Here is a 19,829-nt window from a genome sequence, read left to right on the forward strand (position 1 = left end):
AGCCGGCTCACGCGGCTGCAACCGCCTTGCGCGGAAAGGTCGTGAATCGGGTCAAGCGGTCGGCCTCGGTGAGCTGAACCACCCGGCCCGCAGCGAGGACGCCGACGATGCGCGGCCGCAGCGGCACCTCATCGTCGACGAGGATGATGTCGGCGCGCCGGCCTTCTTCCAGTACCCCGCGATCGGCGAGGCCCGCGGCTCTGGCCGGACCCGCCGATATCAGGTGCCAGGCGTCGGCAAGCGGCAATACGCCGTCGGCGGCGAGGCGGAACGCGGCCAATAGCTGCGCCGGATAGTAGTAGTCGGAGGCGAGCACCGAGCATAAGCCCTTGGCGACCATGTCGGCGGCTTTGGTCCAGCCGGTATGGCTGCCGCCACGCACGACATTGGGCGCGCCGAACACGATGAAGTCGCCGGCTTCAGCCGCCTCGCGCGCGGTTTCCTCGTTGACCGGAAATTCGGCGATGTTGACGCCCTGGGCCCTAAATGCCCTGCGCATTGCCGGGCTCTCGTCGTCATGCGACAGCATTCGGACGCCGGCTTCTCGCGCTGCTTGCGCCAGCCGCGCGATCGATGCCGGGACGTCGTGACCGCGGGAAACGACGCGCCCAACCAGGGCATCGAACGCCTCGCTGGAGAGGCCGCTGCGTTCGACCATGCGGCTTCGCTTCTGCGGTTTGGCAAGGTTGGCGACCGTGGAATTCATGTGGTCGTTGAACGCAAACAGATCGATCCTGCCGCCGGATAGCCATTCGGCGATCTCGGCTTCGGCATCGAGATTATAGGTCTCGTGGCGCAGGTGGAAGCGGGTGTCCGCCGCGAGTTGCGGCCTCAGCGCCTCAATGGCTTCGAGCAGCTGCCGAGCGTTGTCGGCGCTGCGCAGGCCCGGCTCCCAGGACCAGGTCGTGGCATGAAAAACCGTCGTGATGCCGTTGGCGATCGCCTGCCGGTCGCTGTCGGCCAGCGCCACGTCAACGGGAAAGTCGACGCCGGGCCGCGGCATCATCTGGCGCTCGAACGCATCGCCGTGCAGGTCGATAATGCCCGGCAGCACCTTAAGGCCGCTGGCATCGATGCCGGAGGTGCCTCGTTGCGGTGCCGAATCCAGAGCGGCGATGTCGCGCCCGGAGATTCGCAACGTGGTCTCGACAAACTCTCCACCGAGCAGCGCCTGGCCGCCTTCGATCGATATGCTGGTCATGACGCGGCGCTTCGCTGCCTCGGGTGCGAACGCCCGGAGGTCGCCGCAGCCTCATACCTCCCAAGAAAATCCTCGACGGCCAGTTTGCGGAAGTCGGGCAGGGCGCGGCGCAGGGTTTCATGGTCCCAGTCCCACCAGGCGAGCTCCGCCAGCCGGTTGGTGACATCTTCCGGAAACCGCCGCTTGATGATCCGCGCCGGATTTCCGGCAACGATAGTGTAGGCCGGCACGTCCTTGGTCACGATAGCGCCGGCGGCGACCACGGCACCGGTGCCGACGCTGCGGCCCGGCAGCACGACGGCGCCGTGTCCGATCCAGACGTCATGGCCGATATGGACATGATGCCCGCGCCGCCATTCGAAGAAGTCCGCATCGTCGCTTTCCCCCGGGAAATAGGCGCTGGCGCGATAGGTAAAGTGGGCCTGCGAAGCCCGCTGCATGGGGTGATTGCCCGGGTTGACTCGCGTCATTGCCGCGATCGAGCAGAATTTTCCGATCGTCGTGTAGGTGATCTGGGCGTCGTTCACGACGTAGGAATAGTCGTCCATCGACACTTCATGCAGGATCGTCCGGGCGCCAACCTCGCAGTAGGCGCCGAGCTTCGTGTCATGCAGTTTCGCCGTGGGATCAATCGTTGGTTCAACCGAGAGCATTTTGCCGGTCATGCGGATTCCCGAAGGCGAAGCGGATTGCTGGAGAAGTCCGCATGTCATCGGTGGGCTTGATGACGGTGTCATGACGAATGAATGACGGTCGGCCTGGCTGTGGATGGCGACCTCCCAGCATCGCGACTGTCACACAACTGTTGAATCCAGACGCTAGCGGTGGTGCCAGTTGGGGCAATGGAGCATTGCATGCTGGTGGTGGAAGGCCTGACCTGCCGTTTCGGTACGAAGGCGGCGGTCGACAATGCGTCGTTCTCGATTGCGCCCGGCGGCTTCGTCGGTGTGATCGGCCGTTCCGGCGCCGGCAAGTCGACGCTGCTGCGGATGATCAATCGCCTCGCCGAGCCGTCCGAAGGACGCATCCTGTTCGAAGGCGTCGATGTCACCGCGCTGCGCGGCAGGGATCTGCGGCAGTGGCGCGCCCGGTCGGCGATGATTTTTCAACAGTTCAATCTGGTCGGCCGTCTCGACGTGCTGACCAACGTGCTGATGGGCAGGCTCGCAACGGTGCCGGCATGGCGTTCGCTGGCGCAGCTGTGGCCCGATCACGACAAGGCAATCGCGATGTCGGCGCTCGAGCAATTCGATATGGCTTCGATTGCGGCGCAGCGCGCCGATCAGCTTTCGGGCGGCCAGCAGCAGCGCGTGGCGATTGCGCGCGCACTGGTTCAGCAGCCCGCGATGATACTTGCCGACGAGCCGATCGCCTCGCTCGATCCCCGCAACACCCGGATCGTGATGGATGCGCTGCTGCGCATCAACAAGCACTTCGGTATCACGGTGGTATGCAATCTGCATTCGCTCGATCTGGCGCGCAGCTACTGCGACCGCCTGATCGGAATGGCGTCGGGGCGGATCGTATTCGACGGCGCGCCTGCGGCGCTGACCGACCGCATCGCGCGCGAGCTTTACGATCTCGAGGCGGATGAGGTGATGGGCGTGGCGCCGGAGCTTGTGCCGGCCGGTTCGGCGCTTCCTGCTCTCGGCACGGTTGCTGCGGCCTGAGTGCTGCGTCTGTAAATCAAAAGGTGTGCGGGAATGAAATCCGCAAGCTTCATCACTGCAAAACAGGAGACGTCATGATCAACCGTCGTATGATTCTCGCCGCTGCGGCGGGACTGGCATTCTCGGCTTCCGCCGCATCGGCGCAGGACTGGAAGGCCAAATATCCTGAACTGGTCTTCGCAAAAGTTCCAGATGAGAATGCCTCGGGCACGACCAACCGGTGGACGCCTTTGGCGGAGTATCTGTCCCGCGAGCTCGGCACCAAAGTCACGCTGCGGATCGCCAACGACTATGCCGCCGTCATCGAAGGGCAGCGGGCCGGCAATATCCACATTGCGATGTACGGTCCGGCGTCCTACGCCCGAGCCTACATTATCGGTGCGAAGGTCGAGCCGTTCGCGATCGAAGTAAATGGCGACGGGACCAAGGGCTACTACTCGGTTCTCTATGTCAAAAGCGATTCGAACTACAAGGACATCAAGGACCTCAAAGGCAAGAATCTCTGCCTGGTCGATCCGAATTCGACGTCTGGCAACAACGTGCCGCGTTTCGCCATGGACAAGATGGGCATCGACCCGGAAAAGTTCTTTTCCAAGGTCGTCTATTCGGGGAGCCATGAAAACGCGGTGATCGGACTTGCCCAGGGGACCTGCGACGCGGCGTTCAACTGGTGGAACGACGAAAAGGAATCGAACCTGCTGCGAATGGAACGCAAGGGCATGGCGAAGGCCGCCGATTTCAAGATCATCCTGAAGTCCGAACAGATTGTGAATTCGCCGATGGCATATCTCGGCAGCCTGCCTGCCGACCTCAAGGCGGCGATCAAAAAGGCCGTGCTCGAAGTTGCGGTGAAGGACAAGGCTGCTTTCGACAAGATCTACGAAGGGAAGCAGCTGCCCTTCGTCGAGGTGGATCACAAGGCCTATGAGCCTGTGGTCGATCTGATCAAGTTTGTCGACAGCATACGCAAACATAAGTCCTGACCGGAACTGCGGGGGCAGATGATATGGGCAGATCGCGGGATCTGCCCATTATCTCTCCAGGAAATCCTATGCGAGCAGCGGTCCCCGAATTCCCGGAAGCCAGGCTACAAGAGCTTGCCGATCGCTACGCGGCTGCGGTTGCCGCCAAGCGACGGCGCATATGGCTGGGCTCTGCGGTCCTGATCGCCGCGGCGCTTGCCGCCGGCTGGATGGGCGATGTCGACCTGTGGAAGTTCTCCGAGAATTTCTGGCGCTTCCCGGCCTATTTTGCCGGTACGGCTCCAAAGTTCTCGTTCTCGTCGGCGTGGGTGGATCTTTCGGAATGGCTTTGGGGGCTGCCTCGCTGGACGCGGCTTCTCGGAGATACGTTGCTGATTGCCTATATGGGAACCTTGGCAGGAGGACTACTCGGATTCGTTCTCTGCTTCCTCGCATCGGCCAATCTCGTCAAGTCGCGCGCGATCGTTTTTGTCACGCGGCGCGCCCTCGAAGTTTGCCGGACCGTGCCGGAGATTGTCTTTGCCCTGATCTTTGTGTTGGCATTCGGTCTGGGGCCTCTACCGGGCGTGCTTGCCATTGCGATCCACACCACAGGCGCGCTTGGCAAGCAGTTCGCAGAAGTTGTCGAAAATATCGATAACAAGCCGATCGAGGGCGTGGCGGCGAGTGGAGGAAGCTGGATTCAGATTGTCCGGTTTGGCGCGGTGCCTCAGGTTCTTTCAAATTTCGTAAGCTACGCCCTGCTGAGATTCGAGATCAACGTGCGCGGCGCGGCAGTGATGGGATTCGTCGGCGCCGGTGGGATCGGACAGGATTTGATCGAGGCCGTCCGCAAATTCTACTACACGGATGTCAGCGCTATCCTTCTGCTCATTGTCGTCACCGTCATGCTGATCGATTTCCTCACGGAGCGCGTGCGCCACCGCCTCCTTGGGCTGGAGGGCTCCTGCACGTGAATTCGTTCAGTCTTGAAAGCCAGACCGCCATCGTTGAACGCTATCCGGACGTTTTCCGCCCGGACTGGTGGCTCAGGGGAAAAATCACAATAGGCCTCGGCGCGGCCGTCGCGCTTTTTCTGTTCGGGATTTCCCAGCTCGACATTCCGTTTCACCGGCTTTCGGACGGAATGTTCAGGCTGGGTGGATTCCTTCGGCTTATGTTGCCACCTGATCCCGGGTCATTGGCGGAAGCGTTGAAATATTTGCGGGCGCTCGGGGAGACGGTGTCGATTGCATTTCTGGGCACGCTGGGCGGAGCACTGTTGGCGTTGCCGGTTTCCCTGCTGGCGGCGCGCAATGTAGTTGCGAACCGGATCGTCCACGTCTTGACGCGCCGCAGCCTCGATACCATCCGAGGTGTCGATACCCTGATCTGGGCTCTCATCTGGGTCGGTGTCGTGGGATTGGGTCCATTTGCAGGTATCCTGGCGGTCATCTGCAGCGACTTTGGGAGTTTTGGAAAGCTGTTTTCGGAGGCCATCGAAGCTGCCGACAAGAACCCCTCTGAAGGGGTCCGATCGGCGGGCGGCAACCATCTCCATGGCGTCCGGTTTGGATTGTTGCCGCAGGTCTTTCCGATCTTGTTGAGTCAGGTGCTCTACTATTTTGAATCGAATACGCGGTCGGCGACGATTATCGGAATCGTCGGAGCCGGTGGAATCGGGCTTCAGCTTGCCGAACAGATCCGGGTGCTGGAATGGCAAAAGGTATCGTTTCTGATTCTGCTGATCCTCATCGCGGTAACGGCGATTGACTGGATTTCCGGCAAACTCCGCTTCGCGATCATCGGGCAGCGGGCCATCGCGTAAGGTCTCAAAGCCAGGCTAGCCGTTCTCGACCACGAACTCGATCCGCTCGGCGGCAAAGCGTGCGTGCGTCGTCAGGAGCGGCTTGGCGTCGGAATCGACGTCAACGCTGTCGACCACCAGGACGGGGCGTCCGAGCGCAAGATCGAGCCGGATAGCGTCGGTGGCGTCGACAATGGCGGCTGCCACGCGGGTCGAGGCGCGGCGATAGTCGCGGACACCATAATGCGCCAGCAGCTTCGTCGTCGAGCGCACGCGCTCATAGATCCGCCCGGCGTCGGGGAAGCGCTCCGCTGCAAGCCAGGTGGTGCCGACGCAGATCGGCGCACGGTCGGCGAGCCGCAGCGCCTCGATCCGGATCAGCGGCGCGCCGGTCTTCACGCCCAACTGGCGAGCCAGTTCTCGCGTCGCAGGCTCTTCGGATGCGCCGATCAACTGGCCGCGCGGCTCGCGGCCACCGGCGCCGACGATCTCGGAGAACCGGGTGCGCGAGCGCAGCGGATAGGCCATGCGTGGCGCTTCGACGTAGGTGCCGCTGCCGCGCTCGGCGCGCACCAGGCCGCGCTCGGCCAGGGCCGCCAGCGCCCGGCGCACGGTGTGGCGGTTGACGCGGTAGGTCTCGGCGATTGCGATCTCGCCCGGCAGCCGTTCGCCGGAGGCAAAGCTGCCATCGGCGATGCCGCGCTCGATGCCGTCGGCGACCTGCCGCCACAACGCCACCCCGGAGGCTGCATCCTGCATGGTCATGGCGTGGGAAGGTTGGGGAAAGGCATCGGAAAAATCATCCCGCCGTCACGAAACAGTCATGGCGCTTGGTTATCAGGTTGTCTATTAACATAGACAACTTGATTCCGGCAAGGCTGACATGACTGCAGCGGGCGAAAACGGCAAACAGGCGCTACGCAAGGCGGCCATGACGGTGCTGGCGAATTCCGATGCGACGGAGATTGCCCGTTGTCTCGACGTGATCGCGGCACCGGCCTACCAAAGCCTGCGCGAGCCGGAGAATGGCCTCGTGATGCTGCGCGGCCGGATCGGCGGCGACGGCGCGCCGTTCAATCTCGGCGAGGCCACGGTCTCGCGCGCCGCGGTGCGGCTTTCGACCGGCGAGGTGGGGTTTGGTTATGTGCTCGGTCGCGACAGGCGGAAGGCGCAGATGATAGCGCTGTGCGACGCTTTGGTGCAGTCGGATGAATTTGCGGGCACGGTGGAAGAAAACGTGGTCGCGCCGCTGCGCGCGGCGATGAGTTCCGACCGGAACCGCAGGGCGCAGGAGACCGCTGCGACGCGGGTCGATTTCTACACGCTGGTGCGCGGTGAGGGCTGAACGATGACGACGGTTGCCGAACTGCCCGCGGGCTTCGCCGACAAGGTTCTATCCGCGCAGGCGACCTTCCGGTCGGTGATGGATGCGATGGCGCGCCCGGGCAGTGTCCAGCGTATCGCGGCCGTGGCCGGCGCGCCGGCCGCGATGATGCGCGGAACCGCCGCGATTGCGCTGACGCTGTTCGATCACGATACGCCGCTCTGGCTCGATCCGCGGATGTCGGAGACATCGGACGTCAGCAAATGGCTCAGGTTCCACACCGGTGCGCCGGTGATCGCGAATTCGTCGGTCTGCAGTTTTGCGCTCATCGGAGACGCGCGAACCCTCCCGGCTCTCGACCGCTTTGGCTTTGGCAGCAACGAATATCCCGATCGTTCGACGACGTTGATCCTGCAGGTGCAAAGTCTGGCGCAGGGGCCCGCCTTCGAACTGCGCGGCCCCGGCATCGACGGCACCGCCATCCTGCGGGCCGCGCTGCAGCCGGTGGACCTGTTTGATCGGCTGACCATCAACGCCGCGTTGTTTCCGCGCGGCATCGATGTCGTCCTGGTGGCCGACGATGCCATTGTCGCGATACCACGAACCACGCGGGTCGCCGCGAAGGGAGATTGAAGTATGTATGTCGCCGTCAAGGGAGGCGAACGCGCCATCGAGAACGCCCATCGTCTGCTGGCGCATGAGCGCCGCGGCGATCGCGATGTTCCCGAACTCTCGCTCGATCAGATATCCGGACAACTCAGCCTCGGCGTCGATCGGATCATGACGGAAGGCTCGCTCTATGATCGCGAGCTTGCGGCGTTGGCGCTGAAGCAGGCGCGCGGCGACATGATCGAGGCGATCTTCCTGGTCCGCGCCTTCCGCGCCACCTTGCCGCGCTTCGGCGCGAGCGAACCGGTCGATACCGGGCAGATGCAGGTGCGCCGCCGGATTTCCTCGACCTTCAAGGATATTCCGGGAGGCCAGATTCTGGGGCCCACCTTCGATTACACCCATCGCCTGCTCGATCCGGAACTGGCGGGAGTGTCGATGCCGGAGGCGCCTGCGACCGGGGAGGCGTCGCCGGAGGTGATGCCGCGCGTCACCGACATTCTCGGCCGCGACGGCCTGATCGAACCTTCGCCGCAGGCCGATGCCGGTTCGGCGGTCGGCGATCTCACCCGCGAGCCCCTGAGTTTCCCTGCCGATCGCGACCTGCGGCTGCAGAATCTGGCGCGCGCCGACGAGGGCTTTCTGCTGGCGCTCGGCTACTCGTCGCAGCGCGGCTATGGCCGGAACCATCCGTTTGCCGGCGAAATTCGCCTCGGTGAGGTCGAAGTGGAGTTCATGGCCGAAGATGCCGGCTTTGCCGTACCGCTCGGCGCGGTCACGCTGACCGAGTGCCAGATGGTCAACCAGTTCAAGGGCTCGGCCACTGAGGCGCCTTGTTTCACGCGCGGTTACGGGCTGGCGTTCGGCCAGAGCGAGCGCAAGACCATGTCGATGGCGCTGGTGGACAGGAGCCTGCGGGCCCGCGAACTCGGCGAGGAAATTATCGCGCCGGCCCAGGACGAGGAATTCGTGATGTCGCATTCCGACAATGTGCAGGCCACCGGCTTCGTCGAGCATCTCAAGCTGCCGCATTATGTCGACTTCCAGTCCGAACTCGGTCTGCTGCGCAAACTGCGGGAGGAGTTCGGCGAGACGGAAGCGTTGCCGCCGATGCAGGAGGCCGCGGAATGAACGCGCCCGCCTACAACTTCGCCTATCTCGATGAACAAACGAAGCGGATGATCCGCCGCGCCATCCTGAAGGCGATCGCGATCCCCGGTTATCAGGTGCCGTTCGCCAGCCGGGAAATGCCGATGCCCTATGGTTGGGGCACCGGCGGCGTGCAGGTGACGGCGGCGATCCTCGGGCCCCAGGATGTACTGAAGGTAATCGACCAGGGCTCCGACGACACCACCAACGCGATTTCGATCCGCAAGTTTTTCGCCCGGACCGCCGGCGTCGCGACCACGACGTCCACGGCGGAAGCCTCGGTGATCCAGACCCGGCACCGGATTCCCGAAGCGCCGCTGCATGGCGGCCAGGTGCTGGTCTATCAGGTGCCGATCCCGGAACCGCTGCGCTTCCTGGAGCCGCGCGAGACCGAGACCCGGCGCATGCACGCGCTCGGCGAATACGGCCTGATGCACGTCAAGCTTTACGAAGACATCGCCCGCTTCGGGCACATCGCCACCTCCTACGCCTACCCGGTGAAGGTCAATGCCCGCTATGTGATGGATCCGTCGCCGACGCCAAAATTCGACAATCCGAAGATGGACAATTGCCCGGCGCTGCAGCTGTTCGGCGCCGGCCGCGAGAAGCGCATCTATGCGATTCCGCCCCACACGCAGGTCACCTCGCTCGACTTCGAGGATCACCCGTTCACGCGCTACCGCTTCGACGCGCCCTGCGCGCTGTGCGGGGCCGATGATTCCTATCTCGATGAAATCGTCACCAACGACAAGGGCGGCCGGATGTTCGTCTGTTCGGACACCGATTACTGCGAAACCCGCCAGGCCCAGGGGCATCGTGGCAGCGAAAGCGCGACGCCGCACAAGGAGACGGCGCATGGCTGAGACCTACACCGCCGGGCAGGACAACGACCGGCCGTTGCTGATGGCCGATGGCCTCGGCAAGGACTATGGCCGGCTGGCCGCCTGCCGTGACGTGTCCTTTGCGCTCTACCCCGGCGAGGTGCTGGCGATCGTCGGCGAGTCCGGATCGGGCAAGTCGACGTTGCTGCAACTGCTGTCGGCGCAGCTCGCGCCCAGCGCGGGGCGGGTGTCGTACCGGATGCGCGACGGGGTGATGCGCGATCTGGCGGCGCTGGGCGAAGCCGAGCGGCGGTTCCTGTTTCGCACCGACTGGGGCTTTGTGCACCAGGATCCGGCCATGGGGCTGCGGATGGCGGTATCGGCCGGCGCCAATGTCGGCGAGCGGCTGATGGCGGTAGGCTGGAATCACTACGGCCGCATCCGCGACACTGCGTCATCCTGGCTCGAGCGCGTCGAGATCGACACCGCGCGCATCGACGATGCGCCGCGGACCTATTCCGGCGGCATGCGGCAACGGCTGCAGATTGCGCGCAATCTGGTGACCGAGCCGCGGCTCGTCTTCATGGATGAACCGACTGGTGGCCTCGACGTGTCGGTCCAGGCGCGGCTGCTCGATTTGATGCGAAATCTGGTAAGCGAGCTCGGGTTGGCGGCCATCGTGGTCACCCATGATCTCGCCGTGGCGCGGTTGCTGTCGCACCGGGTGATGGTGATGAAGGGCGGTCGGGTGATCGAGACCGGCTTGACCGATCAGGTGCTCGACGATCCCCGCGAGCCCTATACCCAGTTGCTCGTTTCCTCGATACTGCCGGCATGAGCGTGCATCAATGACTGCGATGATCGATATCGGCAATGCCGAAAAGACCTTCACCATGCATTTGCAGGGCGGCGTTCAGCTTCCCGTCGTGCGCGGTGTCTCGTTTAAGGTCGAGCCCGGCGAGTGCGTGGTGCTGTCCGGCCCCTCGGGCGCCGGAAAGTCCTCGATCCTGAAGATGATCTTCGGTAATTACCGCTGCGACGGCGGCCGCATCGGCATCCGCCACCGGGGTGCGGTGGTCGATCTCGCCAGGGCCGAGCCGCGGCAGGTGCTTGGCGTTCGCCGCGAGACCATCGGCTATGTCAGCCAGTTCCTGCGCGCGGTGCCGCGGGTGGCAACCATCGACGTCGTCGCCGAGCCGCTGATTGCGACGGGAACGGCGCGGGCCGAGGCGCGCGAGCGGGCAGGGCAGTTGCTGCGCCGTCTCAACATTCCGGAGCGGCTGTGGGCGCTGCCGCCTTCGACCTTTTCCGGCGGCGAGCAGCAGCGCGTCAACATCGCGCGCGGCTTCATCTCCGAGCTGCCGATCCTGCTGCTGGACGAGCCGACCGCCTCGCTCGATGCGGCCAACCGCGCCGTGGTGGTGGATCTGATCGACCAGAAGAAACGCGCGGGCGTGGCTATGGTCGCCATCGTCCATGACGACGAAATTCGCCATCTGATCGCCGACCGGATCGTCGACGTGACGTCATTCGCATCAGCGGCATAGGAAAGAGAATTGACATGACTTCGACCGGTTCCGAGACCGTCATAGGCAACGCCAGGATCGTTCTGGCGGACCGCGTGATCGAGCGCGGCTGGGTCGCCTTTGCCGACGGCCGTATCGCGGAGGTTGGCGAAGGCAATGGTCCGGCTGGCAGCGAGGACGCGGCAGGCGATCTGGTTTTGCCCGGCCTGATCGAGCTGCACACCGATCATCTGGAAGCGCATTACGTGCCGCGGCCGAAGGTGTTCTGGGATCCGATCGCCGCCGTCGTCTCCTATGATGGACAGCTGGCGACGTCGGGCATCACCACGGTGCTGGATTCGTTGCGGGTCTGGCGCGAAGACGGCGCCGAGGACGTCGATGGCAGGGCGGGCGTGCTGGCCGGGGCAATCACGGCGGCGCGTGACGCCAATTTGCTGCGCGCGGATCATTTCCTGCATCTGCGCTGCGAGATCCCGATGCCGGACGTGGTCGAAGAAGCCAAGGAGCTGATCGGGCGGCCGGACATCCGCCTGATGTCGCTGATGGATCACACGCCCGGACAGCGCCAGTTTCGCGACGAAGGCAAGCTGCGCGACTATTACCGTGGCAAGGGCGCCGGCATGACCGACGCCGAACTCGACACGCTGTTCGAACGGCGGTTTGCCTATCAGAAGGCCTATGCTGCGACCAACATGCGCGAGATCGTGGCGCTGGCGCATCAGTACGAGATCCCGCTCGCCAGTCACGACGACACCACCGAGGAAAACGTCACCGATGCGATCAGGGATCGCGTTTCGGTAGCGGAATTTCCGACCACCATGGAAGCCGCGCGCGGATTACACGAGGCCGGCATCGGCATCTTGATGGGTGCGCCGAACGTGGTGCGCGGCGGCTCGCATTCCGGCAATATCGCCGCGGTCGATCTCGCCCGCGAGGGACTGCTCGACATCCTGTCCTCCGATTACATCCCTTCGAGCCTCTTGATGGCAGCGCTGCAACTGCCGCAGCGCGTGCCCGACATCGATCTGGCCTCCGCGGTCCGCACCGTCACCAAGACGCCGGCCGAAGCGGTCGGTCTTGCCGACCGCGGCGAGATCGCGGCCGGCAAGCGTGCCGATCTGATCCGCGTCCATGTCGCCCGCGATGTCCCGGTGGTGCGCAGCGTCTGGCGCGAAGGACATCGCGTGGCGTGACGGGAGCGCCGACGATATCCGGCGACTGGCCGAGCATGGGGATGGGACCCGGGAGGCTCGTTCTGGTGGTCGGCCCGAGTGGCGCCGGCAAGGACACTCTGATCGGGCTGGCCCGGGCCGCTTGCGCCGATGACGCCGGCATCGTCTTTCCGCGCCGCGTGGTGACCCGGGAAGCTTCACCATTCGAAGACAATGAGCAGATGAGCCATGAGGTGTTCCGGCAGGCGCAGGCACAAGGCGAATTTGCGATGCATTGGGAAGCGCATGGCCATTGTTATGGATTGCGCCGCACGATCGCCGGCGATATCCGGGCCGGGCGCACCGTAGTCGCCAACGTCTCGCGCATGGTGATCAAGGCGATGCGCTGCACCTATGCCGCTGTCACTGTGGTCTCGATCACGGCGCCGCCGGAAATCCTTGCCGAGCGGCTTGCCATGCGGGCGCGTGGCAGCGACGGACAGGTTGCGGATCGGCTCAATCGCGCTGTAGATGATGCCGCTGTGCCCGATGTCACGATCATGAATATCGGCCGCGCCGAGGATCACGCGCGTGAACTGTTGCTGGCCATCAGGGGTATTTGAGCGATGCCGATGATTGCAACGATCGAGGAACTGGAGGCGATCTACGGGCAGCCGAATGAGGCGTCGACCGTCAAGGTCGCGAACCGGATCACGCCGCCATATCGGATGCTGATCGACAAATCGCCGTTCGCGGCGTTGGCGACGTGCGGGCCGGAGGGACTGGATTGCTCGTCGCGCGGCGATCTGCCCGGCTTTGTCCGGGTCCATGACGAGAAGACGCTGATGATGCCGGACCGCCGCGGCAACAATCGCGTCGATTCGCTGCGCAACATCGTGCGCGACCCCAGGGTGGCGCTATTGTTTCTGATTCCCGGCTCCGGCAGTACGCTGCGGGTCAACGGCCGCGCGCAGCTGTCGGCGGACGCGGACTTGCTGGCGTCGTTCGGGATGGACGGCAAGGCGCCGCGCACGGTCATCGTCTTGACGGTGGACGAGATCTATTTTCAGTGTGCCCGCGCCATCGTGCGCTCCGACCTCTGGAATCCGGACAAGCGCGTCGACTCCAAGAGCTTGCCGACGCCAGGTCAGATTCTCGCCGAGATGAGCGACAACCGCGTCGGCGGCGAGGACTATGACCGGGCTTGGCCGGAACGCGCGCGGCAGTCGCTGTGGTAGGAGGCACGCCAGGCCGTCGCCGTCCCGATTTCGATTGCAGCGCTTTCCGGTGCCGCAGAGCGACGGTAATGCGACTGTCACGACAACATGCCAATGGATCGTGTCGATCACCCCGAATCAGGCCGCACGATCATTGACGACGTTGCCCGAATGGACACGCCCGCTGAAAGCCATTGTGCCGAAAAGGACCCTCGGCGGCGCTCGATTGCGGGGGCTGGGTGTCGTCGTCAGCGTCGCCATCGCTGCGGCGGCAATATACGCGTTGACCCATGCGCTCAAGAACGTCGACCATGTTGAAGTATTCGAAGCCGTTCGACGCACAAGTGCCGGCCTCGTCGGGCTGACGTTGTTGCTGGTCGCGACTTCATACCTCAGCCTGACGCTGTATGATCTGCTGGCGCTGCGTACGATCAGGCGCGGCGACGTGCCCTACCGGGTCGCGTCGCTTGCGAGTTTCACCAGCTATCCGATTGCACACGGCGTCGGCGCGGTCGCGTTGATTGCGCCGGTGATCCGTTATCGCATCTATTCGCATTATGGCCTCGGTGTTTTCGACGTCGCCAATATCAGCTTTCTGACCGGGCTGACGTTCTGGCTGGGCAATTTGACGGCGCTCGCGCTCTGCCTGCTAGGCGAGCCCGGCGCCATCAGCCTGATCGACTTTCTGCCGCCGGCGGTCAATCGGCTGCTGGCGGCGGCGCTGCTCGCCGCGGTATTTGCATTCCTGCTTTGGACCTGGCTCGCGCCGAGGCGCTTCGGCACCAGCCGGTGGCCGGTCAGGTTGCCGTCGGGGCCCATGGTCCTGCTGCAGATCGGGATCGGGATCGTCGATCTCGGCGCCGCCGCGCTGGCGATGTACGTGCTGATTCCGGCTGGAATGGATGTCGGGATCTTCCACGTCATCGCGGTGTTCATCGCGGCGACCTTGCTGGGCTTTGCGAGTCATGCGCCTGCAGGCATCGGTGTATTCGACGCAGCGATACTGGTTGGACTCGGTGGCGAGCACAGGGAACCGCTGATTGCGGCCCTACTGATATTCCGGGTTCTGTATCACCTGCTTCCGTTTGTGATGGCGCTCGTTCTGTTCGGTGCCGTGGAAGGGTGGCGGAGCTGGCGCGCGAAGCGGTCTCTCAGACCGGCGAGTTGAGCTTGAGCCCGACCATCCCGGCCACGATCAGCGTGAGGCACAGTACCCGGACCGGGTCGGCCGGCTCGCTGTAGATCAGCATTCCGACAAGGATGCTGCCGGTGGCACCGATGCCGGTCCACACCGCATAGGCCGTGCCGAACGGCAGCGACTTGAGCGCGACGGCCATCAGCCCGAAGCTGAGGGCTATCGCAACCAGGGTTGCGGCCGTCGGCCAAAACCGGGTCAAGCCATCGGAATATTTCAGGCCGAACGCCCAGGCGATCTCGAATAATCCGGCGGCCAGCAACGCAAGCCAGGCGCTCACGGCGGCGTCGGCCCTGGCGGGAGCGCCAATACGGCGTATTGCGCATAGCCACGGAACGGTCGTTCGAAGCTCAGATCGGCGCCGGCGGCGTCAGCCATGGCTGACAGCACCCGCTCGAGTTCGTCGCGCGGCGTGACGTCGAACATGGCGAGCCACTGCGTGAGGAGCGACCGAGCCAAGTTGGGCAAGCGTTCCTGATTGCCAAAATCGACGATGTGCAGGGATCCGCCCGGCCGGAGGCGGCTCACGGCCGCCGCCAGAACGCCGCGCCAGTCCGGGATCATCGACAGGCTGTAGGAGATCATGACGTGGTCGAACGCTGGAACGCCGAACAAAGGCTGCGGATCGAACGCGGTTGCGTCGCCGTGCGCGACGCGAATTCGTCCGGTCAGATCGCTCCGTGAGATCGCCGATATCGCCGACGTCAACATCTCCGTCGAGACATCGATGCCGAAAAATCTTGCATGGGGATAGAGCCGGGCGGCGTGCACGAGGTTTCTGCCGGTTCCACAGCCGATTTCCAGCACGTTCGCGCCGGCCTCCGGTCGTAAGTTTGCGATCAGCCGGTCCCTGCCGAGCAAGTAATATCGCCTCGTGCCGTCATAGATGTGGCGCTGCCGGCGGTACATCCGGTTCATGCGAACGGTTGCCTCGACCGGCCACGAGCCATCCGCGCCGATATCCCGGGAATAGGCCGACATCCAACACCTCGCATTGCCTGCAATGGCTTCTCCTTGCGATGTTCGCGCGACAAGGGTGTGACAGCGAACGCGGGTAGCTGCGGTCCTGCCGTCGTTGCTGTCGCAAAACTGCAGCGTGCCCGCGATACCGTCACTGGATTGTTGATTCGGAGGACGGATGAATACGCAGCTTATCGCCGACGCGGTCCGCAACAGCAGGGGGCACGACGAAGCGACGGTCTGGGACCGGCTATTCGCGTTCTGGTTTCAGCGCCTGGTCTACACCCAGATCTGGGAGGACCCTGAAGCCGACCTCGCCGCGCTTCGGTTGCCGGTCGGCTCGACAATCGTCACCATCTCATCCGGCGGATGCAACGCGCTGTCCTATCTCACTGCGCGACCGGCGCAGGTGTATGCGGTCGACCTCAACGAGGCGCACCTCTCGCTGCTCAACCTCAAGCTAGCCGGGCTTCGGGGCTTCTCCAGCTACGCCGAATTCTGGCAGTTCTTCGGCGAGGCCGCTTCGCTCTCCAATACCGGCCTCTACCTAGAGCGGTTGCGGCCTTTGCTCGACGCCGAGACGCGCGCCTACTGGGACAAGTGCAACGTCCTTGGGCGACCGCGGCATGCCTATTTTACCGACGGATTCTACCGCCACGGCATGCTCGGCCGCTTCATCGGCCTTGCCCACCTGCTGGCGAAACTGGCGCGGATCGACCTGGCGGCGCTGCTAAACGGGAAGGCAGATGCGCCCGAACGCATTCAGGCGCTGGATCGCCTGCATCGCCTGTTTCATTCGCCGCTGGCTCGACTGATCACGGGAACTCCCGCGTTGCTGTTCAGCCTCGGCATTCCGCCCCAGCAGCGGGCGCTGCTCGGAGCTGACGCGCCGCTCAACGAGGTGCTTCACGAGCGGTTGCTGCGCCTGATCAACGGCCACCCCAATGCGACCAATTACTTCGCATGGCAGGCCCTGCATCGCAGTTATCCCGGCCCCGGCGATGCCTGCCTGCCGCCTTACCTGCAGCGCAGCCAATTCGAACGCATGCGCGACGGCGCGGGATTGATCATTCCGGTGCACGCCAATCTTCGGCAGTTCCTGGAGGGCTTGCCGGCGCGTGAGGTCGATGCGGTAGTGCTGCTGGACTCGCAGGACTGGATGGCATCCGAGGAGATCCGCGCGCTCTGGAATGCCATCGATCGCACCGGCAGCGAGGACGTTCGGATCATCTTCCGCACCGCCGGCAAGGAATCTCCGCTGGAGAATGAGGAACTGGCGTCGCTGCGGCAGATATGGCGTCGCGACGAGGAACGCAGCGCGACCGGTTTCGCGCGGGACCGCTCGGGGATTTACGGCGGGTTCCACTGCTACGAGCGGCGCTGATTGCGGCCAAGGCATCGGCCCGGAGAGAAAAAGATGCTCCCGAGCAGAACTCGGGAGCATCCGGAAGTTGAGCGGCAATGTCCAGGGAAGGGAACATCCGCGAAAATAGGATGAGTCGATTCAGGTGCCGCGTCGTTGCGCTGGATCAAACGGGTGGCGGTGCCGCGTCGCCGCCCGGCAACTCACCAGAATTGCCACCAGCTCTTCGCAGCGGCGCTCTTCTTCACGAGGTATTCGACGATTTGAGGTTTGACCGAATCCATTTCATTGGGGTGGCCAGCCGTGAATTCCAGAATCCAGGCGCGCCGGACCTCATCCGGACCCTTCGGGATTTCGCGAAGGATATTCTTGTCCGAGCTATGACAGCCACCGCAGCCGGCCTTGAAGGCTTCTTCAGGGGGCACTGCATGGGCGGGCAACGCAGCCGACGCGATCAGGGCGGCTGAGACGATCGCGTTCGCGCGCATCCTGTTGGGCGGCATCGGGCGCGCCGATCACATGGCCATTTCCGGCTCGGCCGGCCGCTCGCGCTTCGGCTCCGGAATCTCCGTCATCGTCGCTTCCGTGAGCAGTAACACGCTGGCGACCGACACGGCGTTTTCCAGCGCGGTACGGACCACCTTGGCGGGATCGACGATGCCGGCCTCGACCAGGTCGACGTACTCCTTGCGCGCGGCATCGAAGCCGAAATTGCCCTGGCCGCCCAGCATCCGCGCTACCACGACGCCGCCGTCGACGGCGGAATTCACCGCGATCTGGCGGGCAGGGGCCTCGAGCGCCCGCTTCAGGATCTGGACCCCGGTCCTTTCGTCGCCTTCGCAGGCGGCCTCTTCCCGGGTGACCGCCTCGATGCATTTGAGCAGCGCCAGACCGCCCCCCGGCACGATGCCTTCAGCCACCGCGGCCTTGGTGGAACTGATGGCGTCATCGAGCGCCTCCTTCTTGGCCTTCATCTCGGCTTCCGTCGGCGCACCGACGCGGATCACGGCGACGCCGCCGGCCAGCTTGGCGAGCCGCTCCTCGAGCTTCTCGCGATCATAGTCGCTGGTGGTCTTTTCAATTTCGCGCCGGATTTGCGTAATCCGGCCGTCGATCCGGGCACGGTCGCCGCCGCTGCCGATCAGGGTGGTGTTTTCCTTGTCGGCGACCACGCGCGCCGCACGGCCGAGCTGCTGCAGGGTCGCGTTTTCGAGCTTCAGGCCGATCTCCTCGGAGATCACCTGCGCGCCGGTCAGGATCGCGATGTCTTCCAGCATCGCCTTGCGCCGGTCTCCGAAGCCGGGCGCCTTGACCGCGCAGCCCTTGAGAACGCCCCTGAGCCGGTTGACGATCAACGTCGCCAGCGCCTCGCCCTCGATGTCCTCGGCCACGATCAACAACGGGCGGCCGGACTTGGCGACCTGTTCGAGCACCGGGATCAGGTCGTGCAGCGCCCCGATCTTGTGATCGCACAGCAGCACGTACGGATCTTCCAGCACGGCTTCCATGCGCTCCGCGTCGGTGACGAAGTAGGGTGATATGAAGCCGCGATCGAACTTCATGCCTTCGACCACGTCCAGCGTGGTCTCCGTGGTCTTGGATTCCTCGACCGAGATCACGCCGTCGCCGCCGACCTTTTCGATGGCGTCGGCAACAAGATCGCCGATCGCCGGGTCATTGTGGGCCGACAAGGTTGCGACCTGCGCCTTCTCCGCTTTCGTCTTCACCGGGCGAGACATGGCGCGCAGCGCCTCGATCGCAACGCGGGCGGCACGGTCCAACCCGCGCTTGAGATCGATGGCACTGGCGCCCGCGACGACATTGCGCACGCCGTCGGCCAGGATGGCGTGCGCGAGGATGGTCGAGGTGCTGGTGCCGTCGCCGACCACATCGCCGGTCCTCTCCGCCGCCTGGCGAAGGATCTGGGCGCCGAGATTCTCCTCGGGATCCCTGAGATCGATCTCCTTGGCGATCGTGACACCGTCGTTGCAGACGATCGGCGCGCCCCAGCTCTTCTGGATCAGAACCGATTTCGATTTCGGCCCCAACGTGACCCGCACCGCGTCGGCAAGCAGCGTGGCTCCCCGCAACACCTTCTCGCGGGCCGCGGAATGAAACAGGATCTGCTTGTGGGCCATTCGCTGCCTCTCGGTGCATGCGGGTCGTCAGAATGACGTGCGGCCTCGCCGATCAGCATCGTGATGCGGCGAGGCCGGCGGTGTGTCTATTTTGAGGTTACGGGAATCTTCTTCTGATTGTTCTGCGCGTCCGGCGACTTCGGTAGCGTCACCGTCAGGACCCCGCTCTTGTAGCTCGCCTCGATCTTGCCGGCGTCGACGCTGCCGGGTACTTGCAGCGAGCGGCGGAAGGAACCGTAGCGGCGTTCGGAGACGTAGCGGTCCTTGGTCTTCTCTTCCTTTTGCTCCTGCTTCTCACCCTTGATCGTCAACACGCCGTCGGCGAGCTGGATGTCGATGTCCTTGACGTCGAGCCCCGGCAGTTCGGCCGTCACCTCGAACGCCTTGTCCTTTTCGACGATGTCGATCGCCGGCGTGACATTGAAGCCGAGGTCGCGGCGCCAGAACGATTCGATGTCGGGTAGTGGGCGGAACAACGGGGCCTGCATGAAGCCGGTCTGGAAATCGTGAAACAGCCGGTCGACCTGACTGCGCAACACGTCGAAGGGCTGCCAGTCCGCGGACTTGGTGGCCGGCGCAGCCGGGCCAGCTTCGGTCTTGATGGGTAATTTTGTTGCAGCTTCTGCCATGACAAACACTCCTTGGAGTTAGAGCCAGAGCTCGCCGGTTGGGGCTCCGGCGTTTGGACCAGGAAACGATATGCCTCGGGCTGCCGGCGGCTTTGATCTCCATCAAG

23 protein-coding genes are annotated in these 19,829 nt (G+C 64.1%); 15 read left to right on the forward strand and 8 right to left on the reverse strand.

The genetic code is table 11. From position 1 onward, the window contains the following. Window positions 1-7: 7 nt before the first annotated feature. Complete coding sequence (locus tag KMZ68_RS13060) at window positions 8-1,201, reverse strand: alpha-D-ribose 1-methylphosphonate 5-triphosphate diphosphatase (RefSeq protein WP_215611731.1); 1,194 nt, start codon at window positions 1,199-1,201, stop codon at window positions 8-10. Continuing rightward, window positions 1,198-1,866, reverse strand: coding sequence for a transferase hexapeptide repeat family protein (locus tag KMZ68_RS13065; RefSeq protein WP_215611732.1), 669 nt, complete (start codon window positions 1,864-1,866; stop codon window positions 1,198-1,200). The genes KMZ68_RS13060 and KMZ68_RS13065 overlap by 4 nt, the downstream gene beginning before the upstream one ends. Before the next feature lie 189 nt (window positions 1,867-2,055). On the opposite strand from KMZ68_RS13065, the gene phnC reads away from it, so the two are divergent. The 4 genes from phnC to phnE (KMZ68_RS13085) all read left to right on the forward strand — a co-directional run bounded on the left by phnC (window position 2,056) and on the right by phnE (KMZ68_RS13085) (window position 5,661). Beyond that, complete coding sequence (gene phnC, locus KMZ68_RS13070; protein ID WP_215611733.1) at window positions 2,056-2,871, forward strand: phosphonate ABC transporter ATP-binding protein; 816 nt, start codon at window positions 2,056-2,058, stop codon at window positions 2,869-2,871. A 74-nt stretch (window positions 2,872-2,945) separates the two neighbouring features. Continuing rightward, entirely contained in the window at window positions 2,946-3,854 is a 909-nt protein-coding gene (gene phnD, locus KMZ68_RS13075; RefSeq protein ID WP_215611734.1) for a phosphonate ABC transporter substrate-binding protein, read from the forward strand. Window positions 3,855-3,922: 68 nt separating this feature from the next. Next, entirely contained in the window at window positions 3,923-4,810 is an 888-nt protein-coding gene (gene phnE, locus KMZ68_RS13080; protein ID WP_215611735.1) for a phosphonate ABC transporter, permease protein PhnE, read from the forward strand. Further along, entirely contained in the window at window positions 4,807-5,661 is an 855-nt protein-coding gene (gene phnE / locus KMZ68_RS13085; RefSeq protein ID WP_215611736.1) for a phosphonate ABC transporter, permease protein PhnE, read from the forward strand. Before phnE (KMZ68_RS13080) ends, phnE (KMZ68_RS13085) begins: the two co-directional genes overlap by 4 nt. Before the next feature lie 15 nt (window positions 5,662-5,676). Here phnE (KMZ68_RS13085) and phnF read toward each other — a convergent pair whose 3' ends face one another. After that, the gene (gene phnF / locus KMZ68_RS13090) at window positions 5,677-6,405 is read right to left on the reverse strand and encodes a phosphonate metabolism transcriptional regulator PhnF (protein WP_215611737.1); all 729 of its coding nucleotides are present in this window, start codon (window positions 6,403-6,405) and stop codon (window positions 5,677-5,679) included. A 118-nt stretch (window positions 6,406-6,523) separates the two neighbouring features. On the opposite strand from phnF, the gene phnG reads away from it, so the two are divergent. From phnG to KMZ68_RS13140, 10 genes are read left to right on the forward strand one after another with little or no spacing between them, the layout of a single operon-like run. Continuing rightward, window positions 6,524-6,985, forward strand: a complete 462-nt coding sequence (phnG, locus tag KMZ68_RS13095) for a phosphonate C-P lyase system protein PhnG (protein ID WP_215611738.1) — start codon at window positions 6,524-6,526, stop codon at window positions 6,983-6,985. A gap of 3 nt (window positions 6,986-6,988) precedes the next feature. After that, on the forward strand, window positions 6,989-7,597 hold the full coding sequence (phnH, locus tag KMZ68_RS13100; RefSeq protein ID WP_215611739.1) for a phosphonate C-P lyase system protein PhnH: 609 nt from the start codon (window positions 6,989-6,991) through the stop codon (window positions 7,595-7,597). Between the two features lie 3 nt (window positions 7,598-7,600). Continuing rightward, the gene (locus tag KMZ68_RS13105) at window positions 7,601-8,704 is read left to right on the forward strand and encodes a carbon-phosphorus lyase complex subunit PhnI (RefSeq protein WP_215611740.1); all 1,104 of its coding nucleotides are present in this window, start codon (window positions 7,601-7,603) and stop codon (window positions 8,702-8,704) included. Then, window positions 8,701-9,585: an alpha-D-ribose 1-methylphosphonate 5-phosphate C-P-lyase PhnJ gene (locus tag KMZ68_RS13110; protein WP_215611741.1), complete on the forward strand. Its 885-nt coding sequence runs from the start codon at window positions 8,701-8,703 to the stop codon at window positions 9,583-9,585. The genes KMZ68_RS13105 and KMZ68_RS13110 overlap by 4 nt, the downstream gene beginning before the upstream one ends. Then, a complete protein-coding gene (gene phnK / locus KMZ68_RS13115) occupies window positions 9,578-10,381 on the forward strand; it encodes a phosphonate C-P lyase system protein PhnK (RefSeq protein WP_215611742.1) in 804 nt (267 codons plus the stop codon). Before KMZ68_RS13110 ends, phnK begins: the two co-directional genes overlap by 8 nt. A 10-nt stretch (window positions 10,382-10,391) precedes the next feature. Then, entirely contained in the window at window positions 10,392-11,090 is a 699-nt protein-coding gene (phnL, locus tag KMZ68_RS13120; RefSeq protein ID WP_215611743.1) for a phosphonate C-P lyase system protein PhnL, read from the forward strand. A gap of 14 nt (window positions 11,091-11,104) precedes the next feature. Next, window positions 11,105-12,262: an alpha-D-ribose 1-methylphosphonate 5-triphosphate diphosphatase gene (locus KMZ68_RS13125; protein WP_215611744.1), complete on the forward strand. Its 1,158-nt coding sequence runs from the start codon at window positions 11,105-11,107 to the stop codon at window positions 12,260-12,262. 35 nt (window positions 12,263-12,297) lie between these two features. Then, window positions 12,298-12,843 carry a phosphonate metabolism protein/1,5-bisphosphokinase (PRPP-forming) PhnN gene (gene phnN, locus KMZ68_RS13130; protein WP_371741475.1) on the forward strand — a complete coding sequence of 182 codons (546 nt, stop codon included), beginning with the start codon at window positions 12,298-12,300 and terminating at the stop codon, window positions 12,841-12,843. A 3-nt stretch (window positions 12,844-12,846) separates the two neighbouring features. After that, window positions 12,847-13,458 (forward strand): pyridoxamine 5'-phosphate oxidase family protein, encoded by a 612-nt coding sequence (locus tag KMZ68_RS13135; RefSeq protein WP_215611746.1) that lies wholly within the window; start codon window positions 12,847-12,849, stop codon window positions 13,456-13,458. A 34-nt stretch (window positions 13,459-13,492) separates the two neighbouring features. Then, a complete protein-coding gene (locus KMZ68_RS13140; RefSeq protein WP_249779350.1) occupies window positions 13,493-14,605 on the forward strand; it encodes a lysylphosphatidylglycerol synthase transmembrane domain-containing protein in 1,113 nt (370 codons plus the stop codon). Here the strand turns inward: KMZ68_RS13140 and KMZ68_RS13145 are convergent. Together KMZ68_RS13145 and KMZ68_RS13150 are read right to left on the reverse strand one after the other, a co-directional pair. Beyond that, on the reverse strand, window positions 14,589-14,912 hold the full coding sequence (locus tag KMZ68_RS13145; RefSeq protein WP_215602057.1) for a DMT family transporter: 324 nt from the start codon (window positions 14,910-14,912) through the stop codon (window positions 14,589-14,591). The two genes, KMZ68_RS13140 and KMZ68_RS13145, sit on opposite strands and share 17 nt — an antisense overlap. Continuing rightward, window positions 14,909-15,613 (reverse strand): class I SAM-dependent methyltransferase, encoded by a 705-nt coding sequence (locus KMZ68_RS13150; RefSeq protein WP_215616318.1) that lies wholly within the window; start codon window positions 15,611-15,613, stop codon window positions 14,909-14,911. The genes KMZ68_RS13145 and KMZ68_RS13150 overlap by 4 nt, the downstream gene beginning before the upstream one ends. Window positions 15,614-15,770: 157 nt before the next feature. On the opposite strand from KMZ68_RS13150, the gene KMZ68_RS13155 reads away from it, so the two are divergent. Then, window positions 15,771-16,976, forward strand: a complete 1,206-nt coding sequence (locus tag KMZ68_RS13155; RefSeq protein ID WP_215611747.1) for a DUF3419 family protein — start codon at window positions 15,771-15,773, stop codon at window positions 16,974-16,976. A gap of 182 nt (window positions 16,977-17,158) precedes the next feature. Here the strand turns inward: KMZ68_RS13155 and KMZ68_RS13160 are convergent, their stop codons facing one another. From KMZ68_RS13160 to KMZ68_RS13170, 3 genes are all read right to left on the reverse strand, one after another. Further along, on the reverse strand, window positions 17,159-17,443 hold the full coding sequence (locus tag KMZ68_RS13160; RefSeq protein ID WP_215611748.1) for a hypothetical protein: 285 nt from the start codon (window positions 17,441-17,443) through the stop codon (window positions 17,159-17,161). A 27-nt stretch (window positions 17,444-17,470) separates the two neighbouring features. After that, window positions 17,471-19,093 carry a chaperonin GroEL gene (groL, locus tag KMZ68_RS13165; protein WP_215611749.1) on the reverse strand — a complete coding sequence of 541 codons (1,623 nt, stop codon included), beginning with the start codon at window positions 19,091-19,093 and terminating at the stop codon, window positions 17,471-17,473. Window positions 19,094-19,179: 86 nt separating this feature from the next. After that, on the reverse strand, window positions 19,180-19,722 hold the full coding sequence (locus tag KMZ68_RS13170) for an Hsp20/alpha crystallin family protein (RefSeq protein ID WP_215611750.1): 543 nt from the start codon (window positions 19,720-19,722) through the stop codon (window positions 19,180-19,182). Window positions 19,723-19,829: the final 107 nt, after the last annotated feature.

Source organism: Bradyrhizobium sediminis, assembly GCF_018736105.1.
Lineage (GTDB): Bacteria > Pseudomonadota > Alphaproteobacteria > Rhizobiales > Xanthobacteraceae > Bradyrhizobium.